At 61.8% G+C, this 23,720-nt stretch carries 27 protein-coding genes and 1 other RNA gene; 15 read left to right on the top strand and 13 right to left on the bottom strand.

The window, feature by feature from the left end; genetic code table 11:
- From VEJ16_08965 to VEJ16_08955, 3 genes are all read left to right on the top strand, one after another.
- Positions 1-643, top strand: a 643-nt coding sequence (locus tag VEJ16_08965; GenBank protein ID HYB09787.1) for a PLP-dependent transferase, incomplete at its 5' end; no start/stop codon positions are given.
- Between the two features lie 5 nt (positions 644-648).
- On the top strand, positions 649-1,437 hold the full coding sequence (locus tag VEJ16_08960) for an alpha/beta hydrolase (protein ID HYB09786.1): 789 nt from the start codon (positions 649-651) through the stop codon (positions 1,435-1,437).
- Positions 1,438-1,569: 132 nt separating this feature from the next.
- Positions 1,570-2,169, top strand: a complete 600-nt coding sequence (locus VEJ16_08955; GenBank protein ID HYB09785.1) for a DUF1287 domain-containing protein — start codon at positions 1,570-1,572, stop codon at positions 2,167-2,169.
- Between the two features lie 15 nt (positions 2,170-2,184).
- Here the strand turns inward: VEJ16_08955 and VEJ16_08950 are convergent, their stop codons facing one another.
- The gene (locus VEJ16_08950; GenBank protein HYB09784.1) at positions 2,185-3,261 is read right to left on the bottom strand and encodes a tartrate dehydrogenase; all 1,077 of its coding nucleotides are present in this window, start codon (positions 3,259-3,261) and stop codon (positions 2,185-2,187) included.
- A gap of 218 nt (positions 3,262-3,479) precedes the next feature.
- On the opposite strand from VEJ16_08950, the gene VEJ16_08945 reads away from it, so the two are divergent.
- Positions 3,480-3,872 carry a thioesterase family protein gene (locus tag VEJ16_08945; GenBank protein HYB09783.1) on the top strand — a complete coding sequence of 131 codons (393 nt, stop codon included), beginning with the start codon at positions 3,480-3,482 and terminating at the stop codon, positions 3,870-3,872.
- Between the two features lie 307 nt (positions 3,873-4,179).
- Here the strand turns inward: VEJ16_08945 and VEJ16_08940 are convergent, their stop codons facing one another.
- Positions 4,180-4,635 (bottom strand): Hsp20 family protein, encoded by a 456-nt coding sequence (locus VEJ16_08940; GenBank protein ID HYB09782.1) that lies wholly within the window; start codon positions 4,633-4,635, stop codon positions 4,180-4,182.
- 267 nt (positions 4,636-4,902) lie between these two features.
- Here VEJ16_08940 and VEJ16_08935 point away from each other — a divergent pair, with 267 nt between their 5' ends.
- Positions 4,903-5,331, top strand: a complete 429-nt coding sequence (locus VEJ16_08935; protein ID HYB09781.1) for a DUF1465 family protein — start codon at positions 4,903-4,905, stop codon at positions 5,329-5,331.
- A 74-nt stretch (positions 5,332-5,405) separates the two neighbouring features.
- Here the strand turns inward: VEJ16_08935 and rpmE are convergent, their stop codons facing one another.
- The gene (gene rpmE / locus VEJ16_08930) at positions 5,406-5,627 is read right to left on the bottom strand and encodes a 50S ribosomal protein L31 (GenBank protein HYB09780.1); all 222 of its coding nucleotides are present in this window, start codon (positions 5,625-5,627) and stop codon (positions 5,406-5,408) included.
- 301 nt (positions 5,628-5,928) lie between these two features.
- Between rpmE and VEJ16_08925 the strand changes: the two genes are divergently transcribed.
- Entirely contained in the window at positions 5,929-7,683 is a 1,755-nt protein-coding gene (locus VEJ16_08925; protein ID HYB09779.1) for an ABC transporter transmembrane domain-containing protein, read from the top strand.
- Between the two features lie 9 nt (positions 7,684-7,692).
- On the opposite strand, the gene VEJ16_08920 is transcribed toward VEJ16_08925, so the two are convergent.
- The 5 genes from VEJ16_08920 to efp form a co-directional block, all read right to left on the bottom strand.
- On the bottom strand, positions 7,693-8,793 hold the full coding sequence (locus tag VEJ16_08920) for a peptidoglycan -binding protein (GenBank protein HYB09778.1): 1,101 nt from the start codon (positions 8,791-8,793) through the stop codon (positions 7,693-7,695).
- Between the two features lie 18 nt (positions 8,794-8,811).
- Positions 8,812-9,948, bottom strand: coding sequence for a flagellar motor protein MotA (locus VEJ16_08915; GenBank protein ID HYB09777.1), 1,137 nt, complete (start codon positions 9,946-9,948; stop codon positions 8,812-8,814).
- A 64-nt stretch (positions 9,949-10,012) separates the two neighbouring features.
- Entirely contained in the window at positions 10,013-11,089 is a 1,077-nt protein-coding gene (locus tag VEJ16_08910; GenBank protein ID HYB09776.1) for an OmpA family protein, read from the bottom strand.
- Positions 11,090-11,201: 112 nt separating this feature from the next.
- Positions 11,202-12,020: an inositol monophosphatase family protein gene (locus VEJ16_08905; protein ID HYB09775.1), complete on the bottom strand. Its 819-nt coding sequence runs from the start codon at positions 12,018-12,020 to the stop codon at positions 11,202-11,204.
- An 11-nt stretch (positions 12,021-12,031) separates the two neighbouring features.
- Complete coding sequence (gene efp, locus VEJ16_08900) at positions 12,032-12,598, bottom strand: elongation factor P (protein HYB09774.1); 567 nt, start codon at positions 12,596-12,598, stop codon at positions 12,032-12,034.
- 347 nt (positions 12,599-12,945) lie between these two features.
- On the opposite strand from efp, the gene epmA reads away from it, so the two are divergent.
- Positions 12,946-13,986, top strand: a complete 1,041-nt coding sequence (gene epmA / locus VEJ16_08895; protein HYB09773.1) for an EF-P lysine aminoacylase EpmA — start codon at positions 12,946-12,948, stop codon at positions 13,984-13,986.
- A 42-nt stretch (positions 13,987-14,028) separates the two neighbouring features.
- On the opposite strand, the gene thiE is transcribed toward epmA, so the two are convergent.
- From thiE to tkt, 5 genes are all read right to left on the bottom strand, one after another.
- On the bottom strand, positions 14,029-14,670 hold the full coding sequence (thiE, locus tag VEJ16_08890) for a thiamine phosphate synthase (GenBank protein ID HYB09772.1): 642 nt from the start codon (positions 14,668-14,670) through the stop codon (positions 14,029-14,031).
- Positions 14,667-15,596, bottom strand: coding sequence for a class I fructose-bisphosphate aldolase (locus VEJ16_08885; protein HYB09771.1), 930 nt, complete (start codon positions 15,594-15,596; stop codon positions 14,667-14,669). The genes thiE and VEJ16_08885 overlap by 4 nt, the downstream gene beginning before the upstream one ends.
- A 78-nt stretch (positions 15,597-15,674) precedes the next feature.
- Positions 15,675-16,172 (bottom strand): hypothetical protein, encoded by a 498-nt coding sequence (locus VEJ16_08880; GenBank protein HYB09770.1) that lies wholly within the window; start codon positions 16,170-16,172, stop codon positions 15,675-15,677.
- 121 nt (positions 16,173-16,293) lie between these two features.
- Positions 16,294-17,304: a type I glyceraldehyde-3-phosphate dehydrogenase gene (gene gap / locus VEJ16_08875; GenBank protein HYB09769.1), complete on the bottom strand. Its 1,011-nt coding sequence runs from the start codon at positions 17,302-17,304 to the stop codon at positions 16,294-16,296.
- Positions 17,305-17,356: 52 nt separating this feature from the next.
- On the bottom strand, positions 17,357-19,360 hold the full coding sequence (gene tkt, locus VEJ16_08870) for a transketolase (GenBank protein HYB09768.1): 2,004 nt from the start codon (positions 19,358-19,360) through the stop codon (positions 17,357-17,359).
- Between the two features lie 318 nt (positions 19,361-19,678).
- Between tkt and VEJ16_08865 the strand changes: the two genes are divergently transcribed.
- The 8 genes from VEJ16_08865 to ruvA form a co-directional block, all read left to right on the top strand.
- Entirely contained in the window at positions 19,679-19,840 is a 162-nt protein-coding gene (locus VEJ16_08865) for a hypothetical protein (GenBank protein ID HYB09767.1), read from the top strand.
- 7 nt (positions 19,841-19,847) lie between these two features.
- On the top strand, positions 19,848-20,177 hold the full coding sequence (locus tag VEJ16_08860) for a cell division protein ZapA (GenBank protein ID HYB09766.1): 330 nt from the start codon (positions 19,848-19,850) through the stop codon (positions 20,175-20,177).
- 12 nt (positions 20,178-20,189) lie between these two features.
- A non-coding RNA gene (gene ssrS / locus VEJ16_08855) (6S RNA) lies at positions 20,190-20,347 on the top strand.
- Between the two features lie 40 nt (positions 20,348-20,387).
- Positions 20,388-20,966, top strand: a complete 579-nt coding sequence (locus VEJ16_08850; protein HYB09765.1) for a 5-formyltetrahydrofolate cyclo-ligase — start codon at positions 20,388-20,390, stop codon at positions 20,964-20,966.
- A gap of 27 nt (positions 20,967-20,993) precedes the next feature.
- Positions 20,994-21,845, top strand: a complete 852-nt coding sequence (locus tag VEJ16_08845) for a TIGR00282 family metallophosphoesterase (GenBank protein HYB09764.1) — start codon at positions 20,994-20,996, stop codon at positions 21,843-21,845.
- Positions 21,846-22,098: 253 nt separating this feature from the next.
- Entirely contained in the window at positions 22,099-22,848 is a 750-nt protein-coding gene (locus tag VEJ16_08840; GenBank protein HYB09763.1) for a YebC/PmpR family DNA-binding transcriptional regulator, read from the top strand.
- A 40-nt stretch (positions 22,849-22,888) separates the two neighbouring features.
- Positions 22,889-23,419, top strand: coding sequence for a crossover junction endodeoxyribonuclease RuvC (gene ruvC, locus VEJ16_08835; protein HYB09762.1), 531 nt, complete (start codon positions 22,889-22,891; stop codon positions 23,417-23,419).
- On the top strand, positions 23,416-23,720 hold a 305-nt coding region (gene ruvA / locus VEJ16_08830), incomplete at its 3' end, for a Holliday junction branch migration protein RuvA (protein ID HYB09761.1). The genes ruvC and ruvA, both read left to right, overlap by 4 nt.

The raw sequence follows: 23,720 nt of genomic DNA, 5'->3' as shown, positions 1-23,720 counted from the left end.
CATCGGTGGGGTCGTTGTCGACGGCGGGCGATTCGACTGGGAGGCGTCGGGGAAATTTCCAACCTTGACCGAGCCGTATGCAGGCTACCACGGCCTCGATTTCGCGGAGGAGTTCGGCCCACTCGCCTTCGTCATGCGGGCGCGCACCGAAGGCTTGCGGGATTTCGGGGCATGCATGAGCCCGCAGAACGCGTTCTACCTGCTTTTAGGTGTGGAGACGCTGCCTTTGCGGATGGAGCGCCACGTCGCAAACGCGCGGGCGATCGCGAATTACCTGGCAGGTGCCAGGGAAGTCGAATGGGTGAGCTATCCCGAGCTGCCGAGTCATCCCGATCACAATCTCGCCGGCGAAATCCTACCCAAGGGCGCCGGCGCCATCATGAGCTTCGGCATTAAAGGCGGGCGGAACGCAGGCCGTCGATTTATCGAGGCGGTCAAGGTCTTTTCCCACCTCGCCAATGTTGGGGACGCCAAATCGCTTGTCATTCACCCGGCCAGCACCACGCACCAGCAAATGGACGCAGCCGCCCTGGACGCGGCGGGGGTAGGCGAGGAGCTGATTCGACTTTCCGTCGGGCTCGAGGATCCGGCCGACCTCATCGACGACCTCAAAGCGGCCCTGGCCGCCTCCCAGAAGGGTTGAGCAACGTGGAGATGCGGGTCGAAGGCCGAAAGACGTTCGCTGCGACCGGCGGTAAACCCTTCGATCCCGCGAAACCAGCGCTCATCTTCATTCACGGCGCCGGCATTGACCATACCGTTTGGTCGCTCCAGACGCGCTATTTCGCCCATCACGGCCGCTCGGTCCTCGCTGTCGACCTGCCGGGCCATGGCCGCTCCGAGTCCGCACCGGTAGGCTCGATCGAAGCCTATTCCGAATGGATTGGCCAGTTGATCGAGGCGGCAGGCGTGGCGCGCGCAGCCCTTGCCGGGCACAGCATGGGCGCCCTCATCGCGCTCGAGACTGCGGCGCGAATGCCCGAAAAAGTGTCAGCGCTTGCCCTCCTGGGCGTCGCCGCAAGAATGCCGGTGCATCCGGACTTGCTCGCCGCCGCAGACGCAAACGATCCGCTTGCATTCGAACTTGTCACATCGTGGGGCTACGGCAAGGCGGCGCATCTTGGCGGCAACAAGGCGCCGGGTGTTTGGATGCTCGGCGGTGGCAAGCGCCTGCTGGAGCGAAGTGCGCCAGGTGTGCTCGCAAACGATTTTCGCGCCTGCGACGCATACAAGACCGCGGCAGACGCCGCGTCGCGCATTTCGTGCCCGTCACTCTTCGTGCTTGGAGCGGCCGACCGGATGACGCCACCCAAGGCCGCGGCTCCCCTTGCAAATGCCATGGAGGGCGCGCGGACGATCGTCCTGCCGAATGCGGGCCACATGATGATGATCGAGCAGCCGGACGCCACTCTCGAAGCACTACGATCGATCCTTTAGGCCCAGGCGCAGGGCGACTTTCTCACCAAAGAGCCGCCACATCTCCACGAAACGGCCTCGTTTCTTGTCAAACTTGCGGCGCCGCGCAGGGTACCTCGCGGACGCTGGGTCTTGAAAATGGGGTTCGCATCGATGGGACGTCTTCTCGTCGCACTCTTGTTGATCTTATCTTCGCCGTCTCTGGGGGCGGGACAGTCGGAATTCGTGCAAAAGGTTATCGAGGGGGCATACGCTCAGGTCGGCACGACGCTGCTGTACGACCCTAGCTACCGTCGCATCGCCTATCCTGGCGGCGACGTGCCGATCTACCGCGGCGTTTGCAGCGACGTGATTGTGCGTGCGTATCGCAATGCAGGGGTCGACCTCCAGCTTCTCGTCCATCGCGACATGGAACAGTCGTTCGATGCCTATCCGCGAATATGGGGACTGTCGCATCCCGATGCGAACATCGATCACAGGCGGGTGCCGAACCTCGCGGTCTTCTTCGCGCGACACGGCCAATCCCTGCCTATCTCCGCCGATCTGCGAGACTATCGCCCCGGCGACATCGTCACGTGGCGGCTTCCCGGCGGCCAGCCGCATATCGGTCTCGTGTCGGACCGGGTGCACAATGGTAAGCCGCTCATGGTCCACAATATCGGATGGGGCGCTCAGGTCGAGGATGTGCTCTTCGACTACACGATAACCGGCCACTATCGTTACGTGCCGAAGGTACGGTCATCGTCGAGTTAGCGTGTCCGGGCGCTCTCAAACATTGGCGCTTCGGAGCGCATCGATCACCGCTTTTGTGACGTCCTTCGTCTTCGCGGTTCCGCCGAGATCCGGCGTGTGAAGACCGGAATCGGCGGACACGCGCTCCACGGCGGCCATGAGACGCAGGGCGGCACTCCACTCGCCCAGATGCTCGAGCATCATTGCGGCCGTCCAGAACGAGGCAATCGGGTTCGCAACACCTCGTCCAGTGATATCGAATGCCGAGCCGTGAATCGGCTCAAACATGGACGGGAAACGCCTTTCGGGGTTGAGGTTCGCCGTGGGCGCTATGCCGAGGCTGCCGGCGAGGGCTGCGGCAAGGTCGCTCAGGATGTCGGCATGCAAGTTCGTCGCGACCACGGTGTCGATTGTCTGGGGTTTCAAAACCATACGGGTGGTCATGGCGTCGACCAGTTCCTTGTCGACGTGCACGGCAGGATATTCGGCCGCGATCTCTGCCGCGATCTCATCCCACATCACCATGCCGTGCCGTTGAGCATTCGACTTGGTGACGATTGTGAGATGCTTTTTTGGCCGGCTCTCAGCCAGTTTGAAGGCGAAGCGCATCACCCGTGCGACGCCACTGCGGGTGAATGTGGAGACCTCGGTCGCCACCTCCTCCGGCAGACCGCGATGGACCCGGCCCCCGCTTCCGGAATATTCCCCTTCGCTGTTTTCACGAACGATGACCCAATCGAGAGTTTCCGCCGTCGCCTTTCGTAAGGGGCTTGTGATGCCGGGAAGAATTCGTGCGGGCCTGACGTTGGCGTATTGGTCGAAGCCTTGGCAGATCGGCAGTCGCAGTCCCCAAAGCGTCACATGGTCGGGGACATCGGGTGCACCCACGGCGCCGAAATAGATCGCATCGAACGGCTTCAGAATGTCGAGCCCATCCGGCGGCATCATATGGCCATGCTTTTTGTAATAGGCCGAACCCCAGGGAAACTGCTCGACCACAAGCCGAAAGCCGCGATCGCGGGCCTCGAGTGCCTTGAGCACTTCAAGGCCGGCCGGAATGACTTCGTTGCCGACGCCGTCGCCGGGAATGGCTGCGATACGATATTCACGCATGGTTGGTTTTGGCTCACGAACGTAAAGGCGAGTTTCCTTCTTCATAAAGGGTGGGCGCTTGCCGTGCATCTGAAAAAGCGAGTTGCAGCGTCCCCTCGTCACCGCTTGCGGAGGCGGTTCATTTGTGCGTTTTAGGAGGCGATCGATCGCGGAGGGAGGAAGGTGTGAAGGAACCTGAACCAAGGATAACCCGGAAGGACTACCCGCACTTTCTCCCGATGCCCACGCGCTGGATGGACAACGACGTTTACGGGCACGTCAATAACGTCATCTATTATTCGTTCTTCGATACGCTGATCAATCAGTACCTGGTCAGCGCCGGTGGGCTCGACTACCACAACGGCCCTGTCATTGGCCTCGCGGTCGAGACCATGTGTCGGTTCAAGCGAGAGCTCACCTATCCCGAATTGGTCGAAGGCGGCCTCCGCGTCGGAAAGCTCGGTACTTCAAGCGTTCGTTATGAAATCGGGCTCTTCGGCGCGGGGCACGAGACTCCGGCCGCGGTCGGATATTTCGTGCATGTCTTCGTTGAGCGGGCCTCTCGTAAGCCGACCCCGATTCCGCCGCAAATCAGGGCGGCACTCGAAAAGCTGTCGGTCGACACGGCTTGACGTTACGCGGACCACGAGAAACGAACGCGTGCGTCAATCGCAAGGTTGCTCGGCCTGCTACCGGCAATTCGAGCGCCAATTCGATCGTGTGCATATTTGCAGTTCGGGAATGGTCTTCTGACTGGCAACAAGTCGGTTGGACCCAAGTGCGATTAAATTGAGCGGACGTCCCCCGCAACGGGGGTTCAGCTAGCTTCGGTATCGCTTCTTGAAATCAATACAGCCCTCTCTCCCGATCGGGGAAAGAGGGCTGGATAAGCAGGGCTCAATGATCGGTCGGTCTTATCTTGTTCAATCGCGTTGCCGATTAGGCGGCCTTGTGTTCGATCGTCCGCGCCGGCGCGGTACCAATCTTGACTTCGCGCGGCTTACGCTCCTCGGGCACCTCGCGCACGAGGTCGACATGGAGGAGACCATTCTCCATCGATGCGCCCTTGACCTTGATATGGTCGGCAAGCTCGAAGCGGCGCTGGAATGCGCGCCGCGCAATACCGCGATGGAGAAACTTCACTTTGTCATCGCCCTCCAAGCCCTTACCGGAAATCGTGAGACTGTTGTCCTGGCTCACGACACTGAGATCGCTTTCGCCGAAGCCGGCAACCGCCATCGTGATGCGGTACTCGTCATCGCCAAGCTTCTCGATGTTGTAGGGCGGATAAGAAAGCTGCGCGTCGTCAAGGCGCGTCGCGGCGTCAAGAAGCTGCGACATGCGGTCAAAGCCGACGGTCGAACGGAAAAGAGGGGAAAGATCGAATGCACGCATGGCTACACGTCCTCCTTTGAGCAAGGTGTAGATCTGTAGGTCCACCATAGAGTCGGACCCGGTTTCACGTCCGCGCCGGACCCTCATGCGGCATCCGGCGCAAAACTCCATGTGGGAAGTGTCGCGGTGGATTCAAGGGGGTGATTTGCGGAGACAGGCGCGTAGCCTTAACCATGACCTTGTCCGAATGGGCGCCAAATGGCGACGATTGGCCTGTTTTTTGCCTGTTCAATGCGCGGGCCAAAGGTGGCGGCGAGGAGGCGGGCATTGTTTGCGGGAACGGCATTTTTCGAGAAGACCTACCGTGATGCGTTATCTCTTTTGCGGGAGGCTCAAGGTTATCTCGCCTATTATCGAGAGCGTGAGGTGCCGGGCCTCACGCCCCTCGATCGACTGCATTTCAGCCTTGAATCGGGTCGGCTGACGGCCCGCCTTATCGACATCATGGCATGGCTCTTTGTGCAAAAGGCGCTCGAGGCAGGGGAAATCACCGCCGATGAGGCCACACGGGAGGGCCATCGCGTGCTTCGCCGAGAAGCATGGCTTGAAGGTAAACTGGGGGACGATCGCGACGCCAATGCGCCATTCGCCACGGGGAATGTGCCGAATGGGTTTGCCTCGCTGCTCGAACGAAGCCGACGTCTTTACCTGCGGATTATTCGCCTCGACGAATTGACGGCGAGGGAGCCTGCTTGAAATGACGAAACAGGGCGCCAGAATGGCGCCCTTGCGGATAACGTGCTATCGCGCAGCATCCTCGCGCTATCGCGCTATTTTAAGCCTAATCCCTTGAATTTCTTGTTGAATTTTGCAAGCTGGCCACCGGTATCGACGAGGCGATGAACGCCGGTCCAAGCGGGATGCGTTTTGGGATCGATATCGAGTTGCAAAACTGCCCCCGACTCACCATAGGTCGAACGAGTCTTGAATTGCGTGCCATCCGTCATGACCACCGTGATCTCGTGGTAGTCGGGATGAATTTCCTTCTTCATGGCGCTGCTCCAGCTTGGAGGGGCGGTTTATAGCCAAGCCAAGCCCCCATGGCAAGGCCATAGGCGCACTTCTCGCCATGGCAGACATCTTACGATTGCCAGTCGCATAAATCCGATACTTGCTTTAGGCTCGCGCCCGCTTAACACCCTGGCAAGTTCCGGACGACCTTACGAGAGATCGTCGTCGTGAAAGCGAAAATACGTGGCGAAAGCGTTTGAGCAATCGGGTGAGCGTGCATCCGGTGGTACGGCTGCCGCCCGCCCGAGCACCGAACGGCCAAAGAGCCGCAATCTGCGCTATTTGCGCCGACTTCTGCCGTTCCTCCGCCCCTATCGGCTTCAATTCGCGATTGCCGCGGTCGCGCTCCTGGTCGCGGCGGGAACGGTTCTCCTCTTCGGCTCGGGCCTGCGCTGGCTCATCGACAGCGGTTTCGCGAGCGGTAATGGCGCCCTCCTCGACCGGGCACTTGGCCTACTTCTCGTCGTCACAACGGTGATGGGCGTTGCAACGTACTGCCGCTCCTATTTCGTGACATGGATCGGCGAGCGTGTTGCAGCCGATGTGCGCCGTGCGGTCTACGATCATGTCCTCACCCTCCACCCGAGCTTCTTCGAGATCACCCGCACCGGCGAGGTCGTGTCGCGCCTTACCACGGACACGACCCTGATTCAGGCCGTTGTCGGCGCGTCTGCTTCGATGGCGCTTCGGAACACGCTGATGCTGATGGGCGGGCTCGCCATGATGGTTGTGACGAGTCCAAAGCTTACGGGGCTCGTGCTGCTCGTCGTGCCGCTCGTGGTGGTTCCAATCATGCTGCTCGGCCGACGCGTGCGCCGACTCTCGCGGCTCAATCAGGATGGCCTCGGCGAAGTAAGCGCATATGCCGAAGAGTCGCTGAACGCAATACGCACGGTGCAGGCTTTCGGTCACGAGCCGGTCGATCGCGAGCATTTCGGCAAGCGCGTCGAGGAGGCGTTTGCGACCGCGGCGCGGCGAATCGGCGTGCGCTCGTTCCTTGTCGGCCTTGTCATCGCCCTGACCTTTGCCGCCGTCGGCACCATCCTCTGGGTTGGTGGACACGACATGCTTGCAGGCCGCATCACGAGCGGGGAACTTTCCGCCTTCGTGTTCTATGCCGTCCTGGTTGCCGCCTCGGCGGGGACGATCAGCGAATTCCTGACCGAATTGCAACGTGCTGCAGGGGCGACAGAGCGGCTCGTCGAGCTGCTCGAGACGAGATCCGAGATCGCAGCACCGGCAATGCCTGTCGCGTTGCCCGCACCGGCGTCGGGTGAGGTGACGTTTGAGAACGTCGTCTTCCATTATCCCTCACGCCCCGACCGGGCTGCCCTCGAAGGCATTACGCTCCGCGTTGCGCCCGGCGAGAAGGTGGCGCTTGTTGGGCCATCGGGGGCCGGCAAGACGACCGTGTTTCAATTGCTCCTGCGCTTTTACGATCCTCAATCGGGGAGGTTGCTGCTTGACGGTGTCGAGCTTGCGCAAACGGAACCGGCGGCGGTGCGCGCCCGGATCGGCTTGGTTCCCCAAGATCCGGTGATCTTCTCCGCGGACGCATGGGAGAACATCCGCTATGGACGCCCGGGGGCGAGCGACGAAGAAGTACGAGCTGCAGCCGAGTCCGCGGCCGCGTGCGAATTCCTCGACAGTTTGCCCGAGGGCTTCGCGAGTCATCTTGGCGAGCGCGGGGTGCGCCTTTCCGGTGGACAGCGCCAGCGCATCGCGATCGCGCGAGCGATTTTAAGAAATCCGACCTTGCTGTTGCTGGACGAGGCGACCAGTGCCCTCGATGCCGAAAGCGAACGGCTCGTTCAATCCGCACTTGAACGGCTCATGGCTGGCCGCACGACGCTTGTCATCGCGCATCGCCTTGCCACGGTCCTGAAATGCGACCGGATTGCGGTGATGGAGAATGGGCGCATCGTCGCCGAAGGCAGTCACGGCGAACTCATGCGTGCAGGCGGACTCTACGCGCGCCTCGCGGCACTCCAATTCGACGAGCGGCCGCTCCAAATTGGTGCGGCGGCGGCGCAGTAGCGCACGAATTCAGCGCTGGGTCAGTTTGAATTCGATGCGACGGTTTTTCGCATAGGCCGCCTCGGTCTCGGCCGGATCGATCGGCTGGAACTCGCCAAATCCGGCCGCGGAAAGGTGCTCGGGCGCGATTCCGTTGGCCGCAAGAAATTTCACGACCGCCGCTGCGCGCGCGGTGGAAAGCTCCCAATTCGACGGATAGCGCGCCGTGGTAATTGGCCGTTTGTCGGTATAGCCGTCCACTTCGAGGATCCAGTTGATCTGAGGTGGAATGCTGGGCACGATTTCCTTGAGCGTGGCCGCAAGTCGGCGAAGCGTCTCCTCTCCCTGCGGGTTGAGCTCGGCCGAGGCGGTCGGAAACAGGACTTCAGACTGGAAAACGAAACGATCGCCGACGATGCGGATGTCCTGGCGGTTGCCAAGAATTTCCCGCAACCGACCGAAAAATTCGGAGCGATAGCGGGCCAACTCCTCGACCTTGCTGGCGAGGGCCGCGTTGAGGCGAGTGCCGAGGTCGGCGATCTGCACATCTTTCTGCTTGTTCGCCGCTTCGGAAGCTTCGAGGGCCGCTTCGATCGCGGCGAGTTGGTCGCGGAGTGCGGCGATCTGGCGATTGAGAAGCTCGACCTGTTGGAGCGCTTCGGCGCTCAACTTCTTGTCCTTGTCGAGTTCGGCTTTGTCGTTCTCGATAGCTTGCAGCGCCGCATCGCGCTCGTCCTTTGCCTTATCCGCGTCCTGTGTTGCGCTTTCAGCGCGGCTGTTGGCGCTCGCTAGCTGCTCACTCAGCTTGTCGCGCTCGGTCGAGAGCTCGGACAGGCGACTAGCAAGCGTGTCGCGCTTCAGCGTCGAGCTTTGCAGCTCGGCTGAAAGCTGGGCCACGGAAATGCGCAGATCGGCGTTCGCCTTTCGCTCGAGGTTGAGCATTTCGGCAAGCTCCGCGACCTGACGATTGAGGCGCTTCAGAGCCTCGTCGCGGCCGGTCAGCACTTCCGAGAGCGTAAATTGCGCGACGACGAAAATAAGGAGGACGAAAATAAACGCGAGTACGAGGCTCGTCAGCGCATCCACGAAGCCCGGCCAGATGTTGACGCTGCGAAGCTGGCGTCGCGCCATCCGAATCCAACCCGGGCCCTACGACCCGGCCTCCTCTGCGAGATTGGCAATCGTGCGGGCGAGGAGCCGGATTTCGGCGCGTAGCTCGTCGACCGTCGATTGCCGCCCGCTCGCCATTTCTTCCACGAGACGCGAGAGATATACGTCCATGTTGCGTATGTGCGCCCGAGTCGATTCGTCGATTGCACCAGCGCCCGCGGCGTCGGCGAGCCGCGAAAGCACCGGCTTCATTTCCATCTGGCCTTCGACCAATTTGATCAAAAGCGACTGCTCGGCCCTCATCTGATCCGTGAGTTGAGCAAGCCGCTCCGTCAGCGTCAGCAGATGAGTGCTGGTCGCACCGCGATTTTCTTCTCCGCGCTGCACGGTCCGCTGCAGGCTGTCGAGGCTATCGGCCGTCTTTTCAAGAAGCGCTTCGATATACGCGGGAACCGACGTTTCACCTTCCGCGATGATGGATCCACTCGACAACCGCGTCAGTCCCGAAAGCCACTCCTCAAGGTCGTTATAGAAGAGATTTTGGGCCTGGCCGGCTTGAAGGTCGAGAAAGCCGAGAATTAGCGAACTCGCCAAGCCAAAGAGCGATGATGAAAACGACGTCCCCATGCCAGAAAGCGGGCGTTCAAGGCCAATCTTGAGATTGTTGAAGACGGTCGCCACGTCCTGTGAGCCGATTTCAAGTCCTTGAATCACGCGGCCCACGGAACTGACTGTGTCGAGCAAGCCCCAAAAGGTTCCGAGGAGGCCGAGAAAGATCATGAGCCCGATCAAGTAACGCGAAATGTCGCGAGATTCATCGAGCCTCGAACTGATACCGTCGAGGAGCGTGCGCATGGCCGTCGTGGAAAGCGAAAGTTGGCGGTCCTTGCGCTCACCGAGCATGGTCGCCATTGGCGCGAGCAGGCGCGGAGCCTGTCTCGAAAGGGATTGACGATCGCGCTTGTAGCTTTCAATCCAGGCAAGTTCCGGTCCGAGCTGGAAGACCTGGCGGAAGATAAAAATCACCCCGATAAGCGCTGCTCCCAGGATCATGCTGTTGAGCGGCACATTGTGAAGGAAGACGGTCTTGAGTTGGGAAAAGAGCAGCACGCCCACGGCAACGACGGCGAGCAGAAAGAGAACCATCCGGATCAGAAAACGTCTCATTCGCGTCATGATTTGTCCACGCACTCCATCGTCGTGACGATCGCCGTTGGGCTTCCGCTTTCCGCCCCCGTCGTTATTTTTCCTCGACCATGAGATCGACGCGGTCTGGCGATCCCCCGCCTTCGACCTTGTTGCCAAGCGCCTTCACATCGATCCGGGACGATGCGATGCCCTGATCGAGCAGGTATTTCCGCACAGCCAACGCACGATCGAGCGAGAGTCGCCGCACCTGGCTCGCTTGTTCGTCGGTGCCTGCCGCATATGCAAGTAATTGAACGCGCGCAGCGCTGGATTGCTTCAGCGTGTCGATGATCTTGTCGAGATCGCCGCGTGCGCTGTAGGGAAGTTCGCTGCCGCCAGCGCCAAAACTAATGCTGAGGGCGGGCTCAACAAATGATTGGCCGTTGCCGCCTGGCTTGCTTGGAGACGCGGTCGCGCCGCCAACTGCAACCTGGGTTGCCGGTTCCGACGCAGCCGGCGGTGGTGGGGTCTGGTCTGCCGTAAGAGGCGGTGATGGAGATGGCGGCGCTTGGGGGGAAGCGCTTGCCGGCAACGCCGGTTGCTGGCCGGCGGTCGCGCTTGGAACCGCGGTACCCTTACTCCCTGCCGCCGATGACTGCGCGCCGCTCGCCACCGACGACGAGGGAGGTGACGCCGTCGAGGCGGCGGCGACAGACGGACTTTGGGGCGTTGTCTTTTGCGTGGTCGGTTTGACCGGAATCAATGACGCGAAATCGGGCGCCGCACCCTTGGCGGGTGTCGCACCGTTTTCGCTCGATGCGTTTGCGACAGCCGACTTTCCCTCCGGATTCTGACCTGGTGGGCGAAGCACGATCGGCGCTTCCCCAGACGGCGTCGCCGCCGCGGACATTTTTGGTGGGGTCAGCGTAACCGATGGCCCCGCCGTCGCGGCGCCGGCACTTGCGGCTTTGTTTCCCGGCGCGTTCTGATTCTTGATGGCCTGATCGATTGCGGAGAGATCGACGATGACGTCAGCTTGGGCATGTTGATCCACGAAGACGGTTCGTTGCGCCAATACCCCGTGTTGGCTGCCGGCAGCGACGAGCGCGCCAAGGCCTGAGGCGAGCGCAACGGCAGCCTTTTTGCAACAAAGGGACGCCAACGAGCGCCCCTGGAACCCACGCGTCATGATTCCGCTGCCTCCAGCCGTCGGCTCTCATTAGCCTTGTCGGCCGACCGCCGCCGCACAATAGCCCAGCCCCGAAGACGCGACAACCGCCTTCGCCCGCCAAAACAGGCGTTTATGCGCTTTTCGGCCTTCGAATCGAACCGTGGGCCTTGCGCAGAATGTCGCCGAGCGGCTTGTGGAGCTTGTCGTTGGTGGCGAGGACGTTTCCACTCTTAAACACGCTCGTTCCACCGTCGATTTCGCTGACATAGCCGCCGGCCTCGCGCACCAAGAGGACGCCCGCGGCAATATCCCAGGGCTTGAGTCCGAATTCCCAGAAGCCATCGAAGCGGCCGGCTGCGATATAGGCGAGATCGAGCGATGCCGTTCCCATCCGACGGATGCCGGCGACTTCAGGCATCACGGCGGCGAACGTGCTGAAGAAGGCGTCATGTTCGCCATAACCGTGAAATGGGATGCCCGTTCCGATCAGGCACTCAGGCAGCTTGTCCCGCGCCGAGACCCGCAGTCGATGATCGTTCACATAGGCGCCCACACCCTTTTCCGTCCAGTAAAGCTCGTCCTTGATCGGCTCGAGGATGACGCCCGCAACGATCTCGCCATCGCGCTCGAGCCCGATTGAAATTGCAAAGTGCGGAATCCCGTGCAGGAAATTGGCGGTGCCATCGAGTGGGTCGACAATGAATCGATGCCGCCCATCGCCGCGTTCTTCGCCCGACTCCTCCATCAGAAGTCCAAACTCCGGACGCGACTTCTTGAGTTCGGTGCGCAAGATTTGCTCGGCCTTGAAATCCGCAGTCGATACGAAGTCGGACGGTCCCTTTTTCGAGACCTGAAGCTGCTCGACCTCGCCGAAGTCGCGCACGAGCCCGCGCGCTGCCTTCCGCGCCGCCCGCTCCATAATGTTGATGGTCGCAGATCTGATGGCCATGAGGCAGCGTCTCAATCCTTGGCGCGCTCGACATAACTCGCGTCGGCCGTGTTGACGACGACGCGTGTCCCAGCCTCGACGAAGGGCGGCACCATGACGCGCACGCCATTCTCAAGCATCGCCGGTTTGTATGAGGACGAGGCGGTTTGTCCCTTCACGACAGGGTCCGCTTCCGTGATCGTCATCGTGACCTTGTCGGGAAGCGTTACAGAGGCCGGGGTGCCTTCGATCAAATCGACCGTCACCTTCATGCCGTCTTGGAGGAATGCAGCCGGCTCGCCCACGATCTCCCGGTTAACGGCGAATTGCTCGAAGGATTCCGAATCCATGAAGGTGAGGGTCTCGGCGTCGCCATAGAGAAACGTGCATTCCTTCTCCTCGACCTGGAGCTTTTCGACCGTGTCGGCGGTGCGCCAGCGCTCATTGCTCTTGAGTCCGCTGCGCAGATCGCGCATTTCCACCTGAATAAACGCGCCACCCTTTCCAGGCGAAATGATTTGGATCTTCAAGACCGCCCACTGCTTGCCGTTATGCTCGATGATGTTGCCGGGGCGTATGGTATTGGCCTGGATTTTCATGACTTGACGATGCTCGCTGACGGTTTCAGAGCTGGGCGTTGTCGTCCGTATCGGAAGTGGCGCGGACCCTAACAGCTCGGTCGGTGCGAGGCAACGGGTCAGCGGCGCCCCGCTTGTTCAAAAGGCACGCGGCCAGCCTCGGCAATCCCCGAGCGCTTTGTTTGGAAATGAGCGTTGGGGGGGGATACAGCCGCTCGCCTGATGGGTCATGGGCGTGGACATATGGTACGAGGCCACTCTATGTGTCATTGAGATCGATCTTAGACGGCGCTGTGGTCGGCGCAAAAGTTCCGCTATATGGGTTCTAGGAGGGGTAAATCGCAAGCCAAATTCGAGCAGGACGCATAATGTCCGACAAAACGTGGTGGAATCGAGATGCGCTTGCCGCCCGCCTGCCCGCGCTGACAATGCGCGCGCAAGTCCTCGCCGCGATCCGCGCTCATTTCGCGTGCGAGGGTTTCATCGAGGTTGAAACGCCATACCTCCAGGTTAGTCCGGGGATGGAACCCCACATCATGGCGCTAGCGACCGAATTGACCGAGCCACTGCACGGTGGCGTGCGTCGGCTCTATCTGCACACGTCCCCGGAATTCGCGATGAAGAAGCTGCTCGTCGGCGGTGTGGAGCGGCTCTTCCAGCTGGCGCGCGTATGGCGCGATGGGGAACGCTCGCCTATCCACCATCCAGAGTTCACCATGCTCGAATGGTATCGCGCCCGCGCAGGCTATGACGTGCTGATGGCCGACTGCGAAAACCTTCTGCGCGCGGCGGCGACCGCAGCCAATGTTACGACCCTTGTGCACGGCGAGCGGCGCTGCGATCCGTTCGCCCCCTTCCGCCGCCTGACGGTCGCAGAGGCATTCGGGGAATATTGTGCGATCGATATACTAGCGACTGCACCCAATCCCGCCGTCCCAGACCCAGGACTGCTGGCGGCCGAGGCGCGGCGCATCGGGCTTTTCGTCAGCGAGCGTGACAGTTGGGAAGATATCTTCTTCCGCGTCATGCTCGACCGAATTGAACCTCGTCTGGGCGATGGCGTGCCGACGATCCTTTGCGAATACCCGATCTCGATGGCAGCACTCTCGCGGCCCAGTCCGCGCGATGGCCATGTGGCCGAACGCTTCGAGCTCTATGCTTGCGGACTCGAGCTGGCAAACGCATTCGGCGAACTCGTCGAGGCGCGCGAGCAGCGCCGCCGCTTCGAAGCGGACATGGCGCTCAAAGAAACGATCTATGGCATCCGCTATCCTATCGACGAGGATTTCCTCGCGGCGCTCGAAACCGGAATGCCCGAAAGTGCCGGCATCGCGCTCGGCGTCGACCGGCTCGTCATGCTCCTTGCCGGCGCCGAACGGATCGAGGAGGTGCTGTGGGCGCCGGTCTAGGTTGGATGCGGTCCATGCCGACTGATGCCGCGTAGGGCGGGTTCACATCCGAGCTCGCTCGATCGCGGCGTTGAAATCCTTGACCGCCCGGGCGGGTCCATGGGGATAGCGCCAAACACCATTAACGACGGCAAGGAAATCGGCGCCCGCTTCGACGAGCGGGGCGCAATTTTCAACCGTGATGCCGCCGATTGCGACGCATGGAACGGTCATGATATCGCTCCACCAGCGCAGTATTTCGGGATCGGCCGTGGACTCGGCCTTCTTGGTCGAGGTCGGGAAAAAGGCGCCGAAGGCGACATAGTCCGCACCTGCATCGGCCGCTTCCATGGCAAGATGGCGCGAGTCGTGGCAAGTAACGCCGACGATTTTGTCGGGGCCGAGTGTTAGCCGAGCGTCTTGGTAGGAGGCGTCGTCCTGTCCGACATGGACGCCGTCAGCGCTCGCCTTCTTGGCGAGGTCGGGCCGGTCATTCACGATGAAAGCAACATCGCGGCGCGCACAAATCGGCATCACGATCTCGGCCGCCCGCAGAATTTCATGGTCCTGGGCGTCCTTGAGGCGAAGCTGCAGGCACGCCACGTCGCCAGCGTCGAGTACCACCGCTAGATCGCGCGCAAACGCACGCGGCTCAAAGGCGGGCGGCGTGATCAAATAGAGCCGGCACGGTGGGGGCGTGTTCAGTCTTTACCCTTGTAGATGCCGATAATCGTGTCGAGCAGCTCGAGCGCTTTCTCTCGCGGACGCTGGAAGGTGTTGCGGCCGATGATCGAGCCAGTACCCCCGCCATCGCGGACCGCCTTCACTTCGTTCAGGATGCCGGCTTCGTCCTTCGCCTCCCCGCCGGAAAAGACGACGAGGCGGCGACCGTCGAAGCAAGCTTGGACCACGTGCTTGATGCGAGCCGCAAGGGTGCCGACGTCGATCTTTTGCCCCTCGTAGACCTTCTTCGCGGCGTCGAGTTCGAGGTGATCCGAGGGCGGCTTCACCTTGATGATGTGCGCACCCAAAAGTGCGGCCATGTGCGCGGCATAGGCGCAAATGTCGACCGCAGTCTCGCCCGGTTTCGATAGATTGCCGCCGCGCGGATAGGACCAGATCACGACGGCAAGTCCCTTGCGTTTGGCTTCGTGTGCAAGGGCGCGGGCCTCCTCGATCATCGAGTAAGCGGCGTCCGACCCGGGATAGATTGTGAGCCCGATCGCCGAGCAGCCGAGACGAAGCGCATCGTCGACCGAACCGGTCACCGCCTGATCCGCACTCTCCTTCGCGCGCGCCAGGGAATTGGCACTGTTGACTTTCAGGATCATCGGGATCTGGCCGGCAAAGGTTACGGCACCCGCCTCGATCATGCCGAGCGGGGCCGCGTAAGCCGATAGCCCGGCGTCGATCGCAAGTTGGAAATGATAATGGGGGTCGTAGGCAGGCGGATTAGGTGCAAAGCTGCGCGCGGGCCCGTGCTCGAATCCCTGATCGACCGGGAGGATAACCAATCGGCCGCTGCCGCCAAGCTTTCCATGCAAGAGAATGCGAGCCAGGTTCGCCTTCGTCCCGGGATTGTCACTCTCGTAATTGTCAAGAATGCGTCTGACACGCGGCGTGATCTTCATTTGAGCGGCCTCTGCAGCTTGGTCCCCATCTCGCGACAAGCGGCCTTTCAATAGCCGAGGCACCTCCGATTTGCAACGTCAGGCGTCTTGCCGATCGTCGGTGTCGTGGGGCCGTCTCCGAGTGCTGAGCCAGCGCCGGCAAGACGTTAATGGATCGGGCTCGTGGTGCAAGTCGAGTGTCTGGCTCGGTCTCCGTCGCCGCAACTCGCGACCGTCTTGAGCGGCGATGTCGGCGAGCTTGGCGGCAACCCTGGCGGCACCGGTAAAGCAGACCGCTTTGATCCCGACGCGGAAGGCGCCTAATGCAAGGCCCGGCAAATCAGCGCAATCGAGCACGGCGGTGAAATCGACGCCGGGATTGGCCGACCGCGCCAAGTCGATCACGGCCTTGAACCACCCAGCACCCGCGTAAGCCGCAGCACCCGCCGCACTCCAAAGCTCGACGCGCAGCTCGTTCTCGTGCGCGGCCTGAAGGACCGCCTTGGCGTGGTCGAGGGAATGGATGACGAAGGCCGGGTATCGCACCGTTGCGGCATGCACCCGCCTGCGCGCCCGGACCTTCCGTGGCTTTGCCATGACGAACCAAGAATTAGCACGGAGGACGCGGGCTCGGCAGCAGATGATGCAAAAGCCGCGATGAACGCGCGATCGACAAGGCGTTGTGCGGCCGTCGAGCGAGGGCTGTCCGAACCGCTGCCTACTTGAGCTTGCCCATCAGCACGGCCACGTCGGCCATGCGGTTGGCGAAGCCCCATTCATTGTCGTACCAAGCGAGCACGCGCACGAGCTTTCCGTCGATCACCTGCGTTTGTGTGAGGTCGAAGGTCGAGCTCGCCGGATTGTGGTTGAAGTCGGTCGAGACGAGCTCCTCGTCGGTCGTCTCGAGGATACCCTGGAGCCGGTTGCTCTTCGCGGCCTCGATCATCGCTTCGTTGACCGCTTCGACTGTTGCAGGCTTTTTCGGGACGAACTTGAAGTCGATCATCGAGACATTCGGGGTCGGTACGCGAATCGCCGTACCGTCGAGCTTGCCCTTGAGCTCGGGGATCACGAGGCCAACCGCCTTCGCGGCTCCCGTCGTCGTCGGGATCATCGAGAGCGCCGCGGCGCGGGCGCGCCGGGGGTCTTTGTGGAGCGTGTCGACCAATCGCTGATCGCCCGTGTAGGCGTGCACGGTCGTCATATACCCGGTCTCGATACCGAAGGCGTGGTGCAAAGCCGCCGCGACGGGTGCGAGGCAGTTGGTCGTGCAGGAGGCGTTCGAGACGATCTTATGCGTGTCGTTCAGTTTGTCGTCGTTGACGCCGTAGACGACCGTCAAATCGACACCACTCGCGGGTGCCGAAATAAGAACCCTCCGCGCCCCCGCCTCGATGTGCTTTTGAGCGGTCTCCTTCGAGGTGAAGATGCCGGTGCATTCGAGCACCACGTCGATGTCAAGTTCCTTCCAGGGCAGGTTGGCGGGGTCGCGTTCAGCAATGACCTGGATGACCCCATGGCCAAGGTCGATGCCGGTCTCGGTCACCTTGATCTTGCCGGGGAACGGTCCGTGCACGGAGTCGTGCTTGAGCATGCGCGCATTCATGTCGATCGAGCCAAGATCGTTGATCGCGACGAACTTTATGTCCTTGCGCTCGGCCTCGAACGCAGCGCGCAGCACGTGCCGGCCGATCCGCCCGAACCCATTGATCGCAACTCGAACCGCCATGCTCTCCTCCGGAAATTCTGGGCCTTGCGCCTCGTCCCTTGCGTTCTCTTAGTTAAAGCCTGGATTTCGCGGCGGCAAGAACCGCTTCGGCGGTGATCTTGAAATGCTCGTAAAGTGCGGGATAGGGACCCGAGGCGCCGAATCCGTGCATGCCGACGAATATGCCGTCCGGCCCGAGATAACGCTCCCAGCCGAATCCAGCACCGGCCTCGATCGCAATGCGAAGCGTTCCCTTGCCGAGCACCTCCTCGCGATAATCCGCCGGCTGCCTATCGAACAACTCCCAGCACGGCATCGAGACGACGGCCGCGCCGGTCCCGCCGGATTCGAGCTTCGCGCGTGCGGCAAGTGCGATCTCGACCTCCGAGCCCGTCGCCAGCAGCGTCACCTGCCGCTTTAGGCTAGCTGGCGCAAGGATATAGGCACCTCGAGCGGAAAGGTTCTCGTCCGTATGCTCGGTCCGAACCGTGGACACCGACTGGCGCGTGAGCGAGAGGATTGACGGTGCGTGCTCGCTTTCAAGCGCCAGCATCCAGCATTCGATCGTTTCCACACCGTCAGCCGGGCGGAAAACATTGAGGTTCGGCACCGCGCGCAAGGCGGCGAGATGTTCGACGGGCTGGTGGGTGGGGCCATCTTCGCCGAGGCCGATTGAATCGTGCGTCATCACATAGATGACGCGCTGACGCATCATCGCCGCCAGGCGGATTGCCGGACGGCAATAATCGGAGAAAATCAGGAACGTGCCGCCATAGGGAATGACACCCTTATGGAGCGCCATACCGTTCATCGCGGCGGCCATGCCATGTTCGCGCACGCCGTAATGGATGTAGCGTCCCGCGAAATTGTCCCGATTTACGACCGAAAGCCCGGCCGCCAGCGTTCCGTTCGAGCCGGTAAGGTCGGCCGATCCCCCGACGATCTCCGGGATCGCGGAAGTCAGATGGTCGAGGGCGATCTTCGAGGATTGCCTGGTCGCGAGTTTGGGCTTTTTTTCGGCCACCTCCCGCTTGGCCCGGCCTGCGGTATTCCGCCAGTCGGGCGGTAGCTTGCCCGCAACGATACGCTCGAATTCGGTGCGTTTGCCGGCATCGAGTTTGTCGAGCGCTTGACGCCAACGTCGGTAATCGGCCTCACCCCGCTGGCCAACCGCGCGCCAGTCTGCCAGCACGTCCGGTGGAATTTCGAAAGGCGGGAAAGGCCATCCGAGCGATAGCCGCGCACCTTCGATTTCCTTGGCGCCGAGGGCAGCGCCGTGAGCGCTCGCCGTCCCTGCCTTGGTCGGAGCGCCGCGAGCGATAATCGTGCGACACGCGATAAAGGAGGGTGTCTTCGTCGTGCGCGCGCGGGCAAGTGCCCCGTAAATCTCGCCCGCTTTGTGGCCGTCGACCGCCTGAACGTCCCAACCGCACGCGCGAAAGCGCGCGAGCTGATCGTCGGAGACGGCAAGGTCGGTCGCACCGTCGATCGAAACCCTGTTGTCATCCCACAGCACGATGAGTTTGCCGAGCCCGAGATGGCCAGCGAGCGAAATCGCCTCGTGGCTAATCCCCTCCATGAGGCAGCCGTCACCGGCAATTACATAGGTGTAATGATCGACGATCCCGTCGCCGAAGCGCGCTTGGAGGAGACGCTCGGCGATCGCCATGCCGACGGCGTTTCCGAGCCCCTGACCGAGCGGGCCGGTCGTCGTTTCGATCCCCTCCGCAAGTCCGTATTCGGGATGGCCGGCGGCACGGCTGCCGAGTTGGCGGAAATTGCGCAGCTCTTCCAGCGTGACGTCGGCATAGCCCGTCAGGTGAAGGAGAGAATAGAGGAGCATCGAACCGTGGCCAGCCGAGAGCACGAAGCGATCGCGATCCGGCCAATGCGGATGGCTCGGGTCGAACTTGAGAAAGCTCGAAAACAATACGGTCGCCACATCGGCCATGCCCATCGGCATGCCGGGATGACCTGAATTGGCTTTCTCGACCGCATCCATGGCAAGCGCCCTGATGGCATTCGCCATACGCTCGTGACGCGCCGAGGACGATCGGACTTTCGCACTGTCATTCATGGATTTTGGACCCGTCATGGCGGCCGGAGCTGGCGGGGGCGGCGACACGATGTCGAGCGGCCCGAAAGTCCGGGCGAACATGCCGCCGCCGTTTCGTCGCGTCAATTGGCTTCTGCGTCGCAGTGGCTATTCCCAAGGCGCGGTTGACGGTCAGCGGAGGCCGAGCGTATGCTCGTCTTCGTTCCTGCATTTATGCTAACTCGTTCAGCGAGAACCGAATTTCATTTTGGCGGCGGCCCCGCACGAAGGTAGCGTATGTCACGATTGCATGAGGCCCGGACGCGTTTGGAAAATGCGGTCTCTCGACTGGAACGCGCTGTGGAGCTCTCGACGCGGCAAAGGGCCGAGCGTGCGGATCTTGCGCGCGCCCTCAATGCCGCGCGGGCGGAGGGCAAGTCGCTGCGCGAGGCAGGTGCGAGCCTTTCGAGTCGCCTCGACAGTGCAATCGGACGCCTGAAGTCCGCGATCGAGGCAGGGTGAGCGAGGCATGGGTCAAGTCAACGTAACCATCAACGGGCGGGCCTACCAGGTGGCTTGCGACGACGGTCAGGAGCAACACCTCACCGCGCTGGCGGCGTATGTCGATCGGCGCGTAGGCGAATTGACCGCAGCGATGGGCCAGATCGGCGACGCGCGACTTCTTGTGATGGCGAGCCTTCTGATCGCCGACGAGCTCGCAGACGCCCAGGCCGCAGGTGCGCCGGGAAAAGCGCAACCCGAAGCCTTCGCGGACAGCGGCGAAACGGTCCTTGCAAACGGCATCGAAGCGCTCGCGCGGCGCATCGAGGACATTGCGGCACGCCTTGAGGCCGCCTAGATTGAGGGGCGGACGGGGCTGCGCAGCGCGTCAGGCCACTTCGTGCCCTGGGGCCAATGTTTTCCCTTCGGGAGCTGTCCCTACCGAGACCCTGGTCTCGGCACATGGCGCCCACCTGCGTAAGCAGGCCACAGAGGACAAGAACGGCCAACGGCTGACGCGGCTCCGCCCGTGCCCCACTATCCCGCGCAAGCGTGGCGGATCCGATCGATGACGGTCGTCGACGAAAAGAAGGCAGCCCGTGAGGCGGCAATCCTTGTCCGCGACCGTACCCATGCGATTCTTCACGACACCGCGCCCGCAGGCGTGGCCGCAAATTTCGCGAAGTCGGTCAGGCTCGCGGAGGGGACGATCGTTTCGGGTTATTGGCCGGGGCGCAGTGAACTCGACATCCGCCCTCTCATGGAAGCGCTTCACGCGCGAGGGCATGCAATAGCACTCCCGATCGTTATGGGGCGTGGCCAACCGCTCGTCTTCAGAGCGTGGCGCCCCGGGATGGCCCTCGAGGAGAAGAAATTCGGCCTTCGCGAGCCCGGCGCGGACGCGGCGATGCTTACGCCACGCGCGCTGCTGGTTCCCTTTCTCGCTTTTGACGAAGAAGGGTACCGGATCGGGTATGGTGCTGGTTATTACGATATGACGCTTGCCGAGTTGCGCTCGCGCTTAAGGGTCCTGGCGATCGGGGTCGGCTATTCGGCCCAGCGTGTGGATCGGTTGCCGCGCGACGGTCACGATCAGCGGCTGGATTGGGTGGTGACGGAGGCGGGTGCCGTGCAGTTTGGCGACTAAGGGCATGCAAAATATTTCCGAGGTAAAATGAAGATTCTTGTTTGCGGCGACGTGGTGGGCAGGTCCGGACGCAATGTCGTTTGCGACAAAATCCCGGCACTTCGCAAGGCTCTCGACCTCGACTTCGTCGTTGTTAATGGCGAAAACGCAGCCGGCGGCTTCGGGATTACTGGCGAGATTTGCCAGTCGTTCTATGCGGCCGGCGTCGATTGCATCACGACGGGCAATCACGTTTGGGACCAGCGCGAGACGCTGAGCTACATCGTGCGCGATCCGAAACTCCTTCGTCCGCATAATTTCCCGAGCGGGACGCCGGGGCGCGGCGTGGGCGTTTTCGAGTCGAAGCGCGGCAAGCGCGTCGTGGTGCTCCACGCCATGGCGCGGCTTTTCATGGATGCGCTCGATTGTCCGTTCGTCTGCCTCGATCAGCAGCTTGCCGTTCATAAGCTTGGCAGGAATGCGGACCTCATCCTGGTCGATATCCACGGCGAGGCGACGAGCGAGAAGGCGGCCGTCGGACATTTTTGCGACGCTCGCGTTTCTGCCGTCGTCGGCACCCACTCTCATATTCCGACGGCGGACGCGCAAATTCTTGCCGGCGGCACGGCCTACCAGACCGATCTGGGCATGTGCGGCGACTACGATTCAGTGATTGGCATGAAGAAGGATGCGGCGGTCGCGCGCTTCGTCACAAAGCTGCGAAGCGAACGCCTCAATGCCGCGGACGGCGAGGCCACGCTCTGTGCTGCCTACATCGAAACCGACGAACGGACCGGTCTTGCCTGCCATGTCGCACCCCTGCGCCTCGGCGGTCGGCTCCAGCCCCACTGGCCGCTTCCCGCACCCTCGGGGGGGCTCAAGATCCCGAAGCTCGCTTGACCGAGCGGCTTCGGTTTTGTCTCAAGGTGAGCTTTTGCTGCCAGTCAATGTCACGCGAAACCGCACTTATCTGTTCTTGGCCTTGACCTTCGCTGCAATTTCGGGCACCCCCTACGCTGCACTCTCGATACCGCGGGTGCCCAAATCTTGCCATATTGCTCTGCTAGCTGACGCGGCCGAGTCGTCGTGCGCTTATCCACAATATATGGTATAGATTTACAGCGCGCCCGCAGAAGGTTGATTCGCGAACGCTATGGCCGGTCATTCCCAATTCAAAAACATAATGTACCGCAAGGGTGCTCAGGACGCCCGGCGCGCTCGGCTGTTCACCAAACTCATTCGGGAACTCACGGTCTCGGCGCGCGCGGGGCTGGCGGACCCGAACGCCAATCCTCGTTTGAAGGCGGCGATGGCAGCGGCGCGTGAAGCGAACATGCCGCGCGACACGATCGAGCGGGCAATCAAACGTGCAGCCGGCGGCGACGACAGCACCAATTTCGAGGAGGTGCGCTACGAGGGCTATGGGCCAGGTGGCGTTGCCGTCATCGTCGAGGCACTGACCGACAATCGCAAACGGACGGCATCTGATGTCCGCACCGCCTTCTCCAAGCAGGGTGGAGCGCTTGGGGAGACGAACAGCGTGAGTTTTCAATTCAAGCGGTTAGGCCAGATCGTCTTTCCCATCGATGCGGCGTCGGCGGATGTGATGTTCGAGGCAGCGCTCGAAGCAGGGGCAGACAATGTCGAGTCGGGATCTAACGGGCATGAGGTAACCTGCGCACCTGAGGATTTTGCGGGTGTGCGCGAGATGCTCGAGGCCAAATTCGGCCAGCCTCAACGGGCGGGGTTTATCTGGAAGCCGCAAGTTTCGGTTTCAGTCGACGAGGACGCGGCGCGCCTTCTCCTCAAGCTCATCGAACAGCTTGAGGATAATGACGACGTGCAGACGGTGTGGGCGAACTTCGAGATCGCAGACGATCTCATGGCGAAATTGACCGCCTGAGAGGCAATGTGCCCGATCACGGCACGCCGGGCGGAGAGGCATGGACTTCGACGCGATGAAACTACTGGGACTTGACCCGGGCCTGCGCAAGACCGGGTGGGGCATCATCGAGGCCGCGAACGGGCGGCTTCGGCATGTCGCGAATGGCACGATCGGCTCCGATGGGGAACTCGACACGGCCGAGCGGCTCGTCCAACTCTTCGATGGAATCGCGGCGGTCATCGTGCGATGGAATCCCGTCGAGGCGGCTGTCGAGGAAACATTTGTCAACAAAAATGCGAGTTCGACCTTGAAGCTCGGTCTGGCGCGCGGGGTGGCGCTTCTGGCCCCAGCCAAGGCTGGAATCAAGGTTAGCGAATACCCGACCAATCTCGTAAAAAAAGCAGTGGTGGGTGCGGGTCACGCCGGGAAGGAACAAGTCGAGGTCATGGTCCGGCACCTTCTTCCTACCGCCGAAATCAATGGGGCCGACGCGGCAGATGCGCTTGCGGTTGCAATATGCCACGCGCACCATACCGCAACGCTCGAGCGCTGGCATAGCGGCGCACATGCCGCATTCGGCCGATCATGATTGCGAAGCTGAGTGGTCGCGTGGACGGCACTGGAGAAGGTTTCGTCGTCATCGACGTGAACGGCGTTGGCTATCTTGTGTTTTGTTCGGCGCGCACGCTGAGCGGCTTGCCGCCCGTCGGCGAAGTCGCAACACTCCTGATCGAGACGCATGTGAGCCAGGACCACATCCATCTTTACGGGTTCGCCGACGCGGCGGAGCGAAGCTGGTTCCGACTACTGACAACGGTTCAGGGTGTCGGCGCCAAGGTGGGTCTTGCGATTCTCTCGGTGCTGGCGCCAGCCGAGATCATGCGAGCCAT

The organism is Alphaproteobacteria bacterium, assembly GCA_035625915.1.
In the GTDB taxonomy this organism is placed as follows: Bacteria; Pseudomonadota; Alphaproteobacteria; order JACZXZ01; family JACZXZ01; genus DATDHA01.
Note: the sequence above shows the minus strand (reverse complement) of the source record. Positions and strands in the feature narration are given on the sequence as shown.